The following is a 7,007-nucleotide window of genomic DNA, read 5'->3' on the forward strand; positions in this document are numbered from 1 at the left end:
CCTCTCCCCCTCTCCCCCTCTCCGAAAGCTCCCCCTCTCCCCCTCTCCCCCTCTCCCCCTCTCCCCCTCTCCCGGAGCTATACAAGGGTTTTAGAGTTCCTTATAAAGCCCCCCTTGGTAAGGGGGGGAAGGGGGGATCATTAGTGATCAATGTTGTTAACACGAACTACTGCTATAATTAAACGGACATGATATTATCCTATAGCATAACTTAATAAGCATATAGTTATACAAAATAGCAGCCCTAGACAAATTTCACTAAACTGTGTTATTGTAAAGTTATCTTAATAAAATACTCACCTTTAGCTGTAACCATAAGATTACAAATAAACTAACAAAGACCTATTGTTACCTTATTTGTGGCCTCAGTATTGAAATTTTAAAAAACTAGACTTTTCAAACTAGAGGAGGTTAGTTAAAATTGAGATAAGAAGCTAATAAGATTCGGCACAATTGTTAAAGGAGCCATCTGTTTAATGAAACATATAGAAAAACTTGTGGAAAAGCTAAAAGAAATAGCTCAACAAATAATAGAAAACCTTTTAGGTCCTCAATCTAGCCCAGAATCAGAAATGATTCCTATACCTGTAGAAGAGCCCTATATCCGTAAAAGATAGTAAAACCAAACCAAAACCAGAGTAAAATCAGACCAAAACCAAACTAAAATCATAAAAACTGAGATTATCATAAGGGCTGCACTTGTCTAATCAAGATTCTAATCAAGTTAGCATTCTTGTAATACATGGTCCCAATTTAAATTTGTTAGGACTAAGGGAACCTGGTATCTACGGGTCACTAAGTTTAAATCAAATAAACCATAACTTAGAGCAGGAAGCTCAAAGGCTGCAAGTAGATATATTCTGTTTGCAGTCTAATCATGAAGGGGTAATTATAGATACGATACATCAAGCGATGAATAAGCATCAGGGAATTTTGATGAACCCGGGAGCTTATACTCATACTAGTATAGGAATTAGAGATGCTATATCGGGAGTAAATATACCTACGGTAGAGGTACATTTAAGCAATATCTATAGGCGAGAATCGTTCCGTCATCATTCCTATATAGCGCCTGTGGCGATTGGGCAAATTAGTGGTTTTGGGCCTCAAAGTTACATATTAGGGCTCAATGCTTTAGTTAATTATTTAAATCAAAATATGTCAAGTTAAAAACTACTCAAGTTAAAAACTACGTTGATATCTTACTTGTCCTTCATTGAAAAAGTAATCGTAGGATATTCTCACAGAAGAATCATTAGCGATGCTATAAACTGTTTCTAACACAGGATAAGCTCGTAAATCCTGTAAACCAATTCTACGTCCTGCTCTATTAACAAATTGCTCAAAACCAAAAAGAGTATCACGAAATAGAGGCCCAATTACGAATTGGTCAGCACCAAGCTGGAGTAGTTCTATTCCTGTAGCATTTTCTAGCTGTTCAGCAACTCCCAATAATTGACCGGCTAGTAACTCAATAATTTCGCTATTAGGTTTACTAGGTTCACTGCTAACTGAGACAGCAGGAGAATTTAATAAATCTCCATTAGATTGATCAGCATCAGCGAGGGCAGTAACCTGAACACAAGTTTGTAGTTGTTCTAATTCTTGGGGTGAATATATCTTATTAGGAATAGTTGGTTGATCTAAAGAACGTAAGTTACAAGCAGTGACGGGATTTCTACCTAAACTGGGGATAATTTGATTAGCATTACCATCGACAGAGATAGTTACTATAACACTATTACTTCTAAGACGAAATAAATCATCTCTCACCTCATTAGCACTAGAAGATGCTCGTCCTTGGTCTGGGGCTTCAGCTACAGAAGTTTGCATTTGAATATCTAAGTTAGGATTAAGTACACCCTGTCGGGGTCTAAAGGTTATGGTGTTGTTGTAGCGAGGTGCTAAAAAGAACTTAGTGTTAAAAAAGACGATTTCGCCTCTATTGAGAGTAATCTGACCATCACCGTCTAATTCTTGTATTTGAGTTAACTCTCCATTGAGAACTAATTGGCCACCGAAATTAAATTTATAGAGGGAAAATTGTTCTAAATCAAGATTTTCTGTGTTGACAACAAAATTTTGGAGGGTAATAGGAATAGCAGGTTCGGTTGACTCGGGAGTTCCTAGCCACTGTTGGGCGATCGCCGAGTCTTCTGTACCACTTTCTTCTCCAGCTTGAGGTACATGAACTCTACCATTAGATAAAAGAACTTCGCCACCAATCACTGGCGCTAAGGCGGTGCCTGTGAGGAGTACTTCTCCATTTATATCTCCTTGATAGAGAGTTTCTAGATCGATTCTTCCTTCTTGAATTTGAATTTTCAGAGGGGTAGAAAATTCACGATCTCCAGATTCAATCGCTGTAATTACGGGAAAAACACCAGTTACTAATAGTTGACTTTCAGCTAATTCACCCCTTAAGTTATCAATTCTAATGCGCTGCTGTTCTAAAGCCACCTCTCCATTCAGTGCTAATTCAGCGTCTAGTAGGGGATTTTCAATCACGCTATTTTCGAGAGTAATCAAACCATTAACTCTCAAAGCGCGGATTAACTCCGTTGTATCTAGAGACTCTGACCAATCCAAAGGCAAACGGGCTGTTAAATCTATTTCACCTTCTCCAGACTGCCAAATCAACTGTCCTTGAGTTAACACCTCTAATAGATAAAATACTTCCCGGGTTATTTTCACATCTAACTCAGCTACACCTTGAGCTTCTTCCCCTAAGGGTGAGGGGACACTTGCTGCTACGTCTATTGATTCAGGAAAAGTAGTTTGGAATGTTCCTATATGTTCTTGATAAGCAAATTCACCTTGTAGAGATTCCAACAAAGGTTTACCACTCCATGTTGTATTGACTACTTCTATGGTTCCTAAAACTTCTGGATTTTTCAAACTACCGCTTACTGTTCCTGCCACATTGATTGTGCCTGTGGCATCTACAGGCAAGGAGACAAACTGATTAATCAAATCTAGAGATAAATTATTCAGATTAAATTCTCCCTTTTCTTCCTCAAGGGAAAAATCACCATTTAGCTGAAACTCTGTTCCAGATACTTGCACTAGCAAAGGTTCTACATTAACCACCCCAGAACGCAATTGTGCGTCTAATTTAATCAAATCAATAGGAATCACCTCTGAAGACTCTTGAATCAATCCTAAACCCTCTATCACATCAAATGTTTCTGGTTTGGTGCGCCATTGCCAATCTTCTGCTAAAAAGTCAACGTCTACTTCTGGTTGACTTAGGGTTCCGTCTACTATCACTTCTCCTTCGTATTCACCTCGTATGTCTAGTTCTAGGGGTGAGCCGCCTGCCTTTGTTGTTTGATTATTGTTGCCCACTTTTTGAGCTGTTGACCACAAAAGATTGATTTGTTCTGATAGAGGTGCTTGGGGTTTACCCACTGACTCTGCTAAAATTGACGTGGCCGGTTGTTCCACCGGAGGAGATATTAAGCGTAGAACATCATTGATGTTAGACCATTGTAGAGTTTCAAAAATATCAGCAATTTCGTTTTGATTAAGATCTAATTTCCCTTCAATTTCCTCAGTTTCTAAATTTACCGCCCCTTGGAGATTATACTCTGTGTTTTTGAATTGCAAGCTACTGTTACTTATTTGAGCTATGGCTGTTTCTGGGCTATAGTCAAATTCTGCTGTTAATATTTTTGTTTTTAGGTAACCTAAGCCTAGTTCATCTATTTGTAGATTTCCATTGGTAGCCAAGTTATTTAAATCTACTACCACATCTGAACTTACTGCACCGCTTAAAACTCCTGGTAAGTTAAAATCTTTTCCTGGTTCTAATTGTAAAACACTAATGGGAAAATAAGAAATGCGATTAACCAGTTGTGTTCCTTCTCTGGTTCCTGATACTATAATGGCCTCATCTCCGTCTCCTTGGCGTAGGGCGTAACTCTCTGGTAAATAGGGTAAGAGACAATTTTCTAACTCACAAGGTACAGCCTCAAATGCCACCACATCTTCTTCTCCCTGTAAGTCAATATTAATTATCGAACCAGCATCTATAATCACAGGACCTCTTAATTGTGGGTCAAATTGTCGTTGATTGAAGCTAAATTGATTCAGTACTAGTTCTCCTACTAGATTCAAATTTCCCGGTTCTAAAGGTTGACTTAGGAGTTTTTCTCCTTGTAGTTGTCCATCGAAGATAGCTTGACCGCTTAAGTCTAAACTGGTTGGTTTAACAAAACTGGGTAAGTTAACTGCTGTTAAAATAACCTCTGTTGGTATTTGGTCTAGGTTAAGATTGCTATCAATATCCAAGTTAACCTGTTCTATTTCTAGTTGTTGGTTTGCTAGGGATAGTTCGATGTTGCCATTAGTGTTAACATTTGTTTCCCCTAGTTGAATTTGTCCTTGATTAAGGTTTATTGGTAATCTTGGAGTAGAAACAAGTAGGGGACGTATGTCTCCATTTGCTTGAATCTGAGCGCTAAGGGGTTCTAAATTCAGGTCTTCTGGTAGGGATATACCTAAGCTTTCACTTACAGGTACTATTTGTACTTGGCTGGCTTGTAATTGGCTTTGCCACTGGTTGTCTGCAAGATCAATGTCTGTTTCGATGATTCCTTGTTCCGGGAGTTCTACTTGGGCATTTATTACTGCCGTCAGTTCACTTAAATCTTGTTGCGATCGCCACTCAATTATGCTATTTACTGGTATTGATAGGTCTGCTTGTACTCTTCTTACTTCTATTTCTGGTTGCAGCAACAGTTCATTCATTGCTATTTGACTATCAAGTAAACCCTGTTGCAGTTGCGCGACTAGATTTATTCCCCCTGATTGATTGATGTTTACATCAGCTACAGCTTCACCTTCCCATTCATCTATTGCTTCTAAATTATAATTTCCGTTAAAATTAGCTGATACTTGATCAACAATTATTTCTTGAACTATTTGTTGAGGTAGTAGATTGGGGGGCACTAATTCGCTAATAATAATATTGTTACTATTTACTTGAGCTGACCAGGTTTGCTTGTTGATATTAGTGATTGCCTCAAGACTAAGATTACCACTTCCCAAGTTTAAATTAGTATTATAGACATTAACTATATTATCTTTTAGTAAGATTTCCCCAGTTCCTGCAATTTCACTTTCTCCCCGTTCTAATTCCCATTGAACTTTTCCTTCGGGGTTGCCAAGGGTTCCTTGAATAATACCTAAGCTACTTAACTGCTTCGGTACGAATTTCTCATTCAAGGAATAGTAGGGAGCAATTAGTTCAGGGATGGGAAGGTCAGTGGTTAGGTTACCTTGCACAGGCATTTTTTGCCAATCAGTACTGTTTTGAGTGTCTACTACAGCATCAATTTCAATTATGCCTCCTGCCTCAGGAATGATTTCAAGTTGTTCTAATTGGATTTGACTGAGATTGGCTTGAAAGTTACTACTGAGACTCGAAAGTTCAAGTTTATCAATTTCTATGGGAGTGTTACTGTTGAGGTAGCCTCGAATTTGAGGATCTTTTATTTCTCCAGTTACAGTAATTTCTGAAAACAGTTGACCAGCAAGAGGTACAGGTAATTGTACACCGAAATTAAGAGGGAGTCGAGCTAGGTCTATGTTATCTACATTTAATACTAGTTGATAGCCTTGTTCCCAATCAATTTCTCCTTGGAGTTGTCCTTGGAGTTCGCCGAGGGCAACTACTGCCTGTTGTACAATCAAACTCTGTGCTTCCCAGATAATTAGGGCATCAGCGGTGATTGGGGCTTGAGTATTTTTGAATTGTCCTTGCAGGTTGTCAAGGCTAATTCTTCCTTGACCTTCAGTTTGCTCAATCTGTTCTAGAGGAGCAATTTGAGCGTTTAAATCAGCTTCAAATGTTCCGGTATTTAATTCTATTGGATTGTTAGGAATTAGAGTAAGTAGAGGAGCAAGTTTGATCGGATCGCTTTCTAATTTTACTTCACTAGCACCAGTATTGAAGTCAGTTTCTCCAGTTAAATTAAGTTGACTTTGGAGTATTTCTGTATCGAATAAATAGTTTAATTGGTGAATATCGTTGTTTTGATATCGGCCTTCTCCATCAATAGCTATTTCTATGGGAGATTCTGCCGCTAGTGGTTGCAGGGTTATATCTGTATTTTCTAAATCTAAGCTAACATCTAATCCAATGGGTAAATCCCTTGGTTCTGCATTTGGGTCTTTTTCTGGTAGTTCTAATTCAATCCATTTACCTGGTGCTTCTTCTTCTAGGTATGCTTGTAAATCTACTACCTTAACTGCTGCTTTGAGGGGACGTCCAATAATAACAGGAAATATATTATATCTTATATCTATTTGATTTATGCTGATTCTATCTAAGTCTGTAGCTGTTTCTGGAATAACTACTGAATCAACTGTGACTCGATTTAGAGAAAGATTTTCTATTTCTCCTACTTCTACAGGACGTTGAATAAAATTACTTATTTGAGTTTCCAATATAGATGGGAGATTTCTCTTCAACCAAATACGTCCTCCTGTATATCCTACTATTCCCATAGCTAAGATACTGCCAGCAATAACTACTGTAGAAGGACGTTTAATAAACCGCCAAAGACGATTCCCCAGGTTAGGGCGCTCATTTGAATCGGAAGGATTAGGCTGTGGTGGCTCATTCATCAGAGTTTATAGCAATTGAATGTTTTTTTATCTACATTTATATTTAGCTATGAATATTTTAACTAATTGACTAGTCTTATGAGCGAGGTTCGTAGTTGGACTTTAGTCCAAAACATCTAAGAAGTACGCTGATAGCCATCGTAATTATCGATTACAAGCTTGTACTTTGACAGGAGAACAGTTTCTTTGTAGATCGCCATTAAATTGTGGGCTTAAATGTAGCATTGCTACATTCAAGCCCACTTTCCCCGAAGAGCCTTTTTTTCACAAGCTATGCTTTTAAACGAGTTATTTCTCCATCAAAGGGTTGTACACCTACTAAAGGGCTAAATACAGTTGAAAAATATTTACTCATTACTGCTAAAACTTGCTCA

Annotated in this window: 3 protein-coding genes; 2 read left to right on the forward strand and 1 reads right to left on the reverse strand. The window is 38.1% G+C overall.

What is annotated here, in order from left to right; all coding sequences use genetic code 11:
- The first annotated feature begins 476 nt into the window (after window positions 1-476).
- Complete coding sequence (locus tag MW688_RS19195) at window positions 477-617, forward strand: hypothetical protein (protein WP_486737623.1); 141 nt, start codon at window positions 477-479, stop codon at window positions 615-617.
- 82 nt (window positions 618-699) lie between these two features.
- Window positions 700-1,170 (forward strand): type II 3-dehydroquinate dehydratase, encoded by a 471-nt coding sequence (gene aroQ, locus MW688_RS19200; protein ID WP_486737624.1) that lies wholly within the window; start codon window positions 700-702, stop codon window positions 1,168-1,170.
- A 12-nt stretch (window positions 1,171-1,182) separates the two neighbouring features.
- On the opposite strand, the gene MW688_RS19205 is transcribed toward aroQ, so the two are convergent.
- Window positions 1,183-6,633, reverse strand: coding sequence for a translocation/assembly module TamB domain-containing protein (locus tag MW688_RS19205; protein WP_486737625.1), 5,451 nt, complete (start codon window positions 6,631-6,633; stop codon window positions 1,183-1,185).
- Window positions 6,634-7,007: the final 374 nt, after the last annotated feature.

The organism is Johannesbaptistia floridana, from assembly GCF_057440575.1.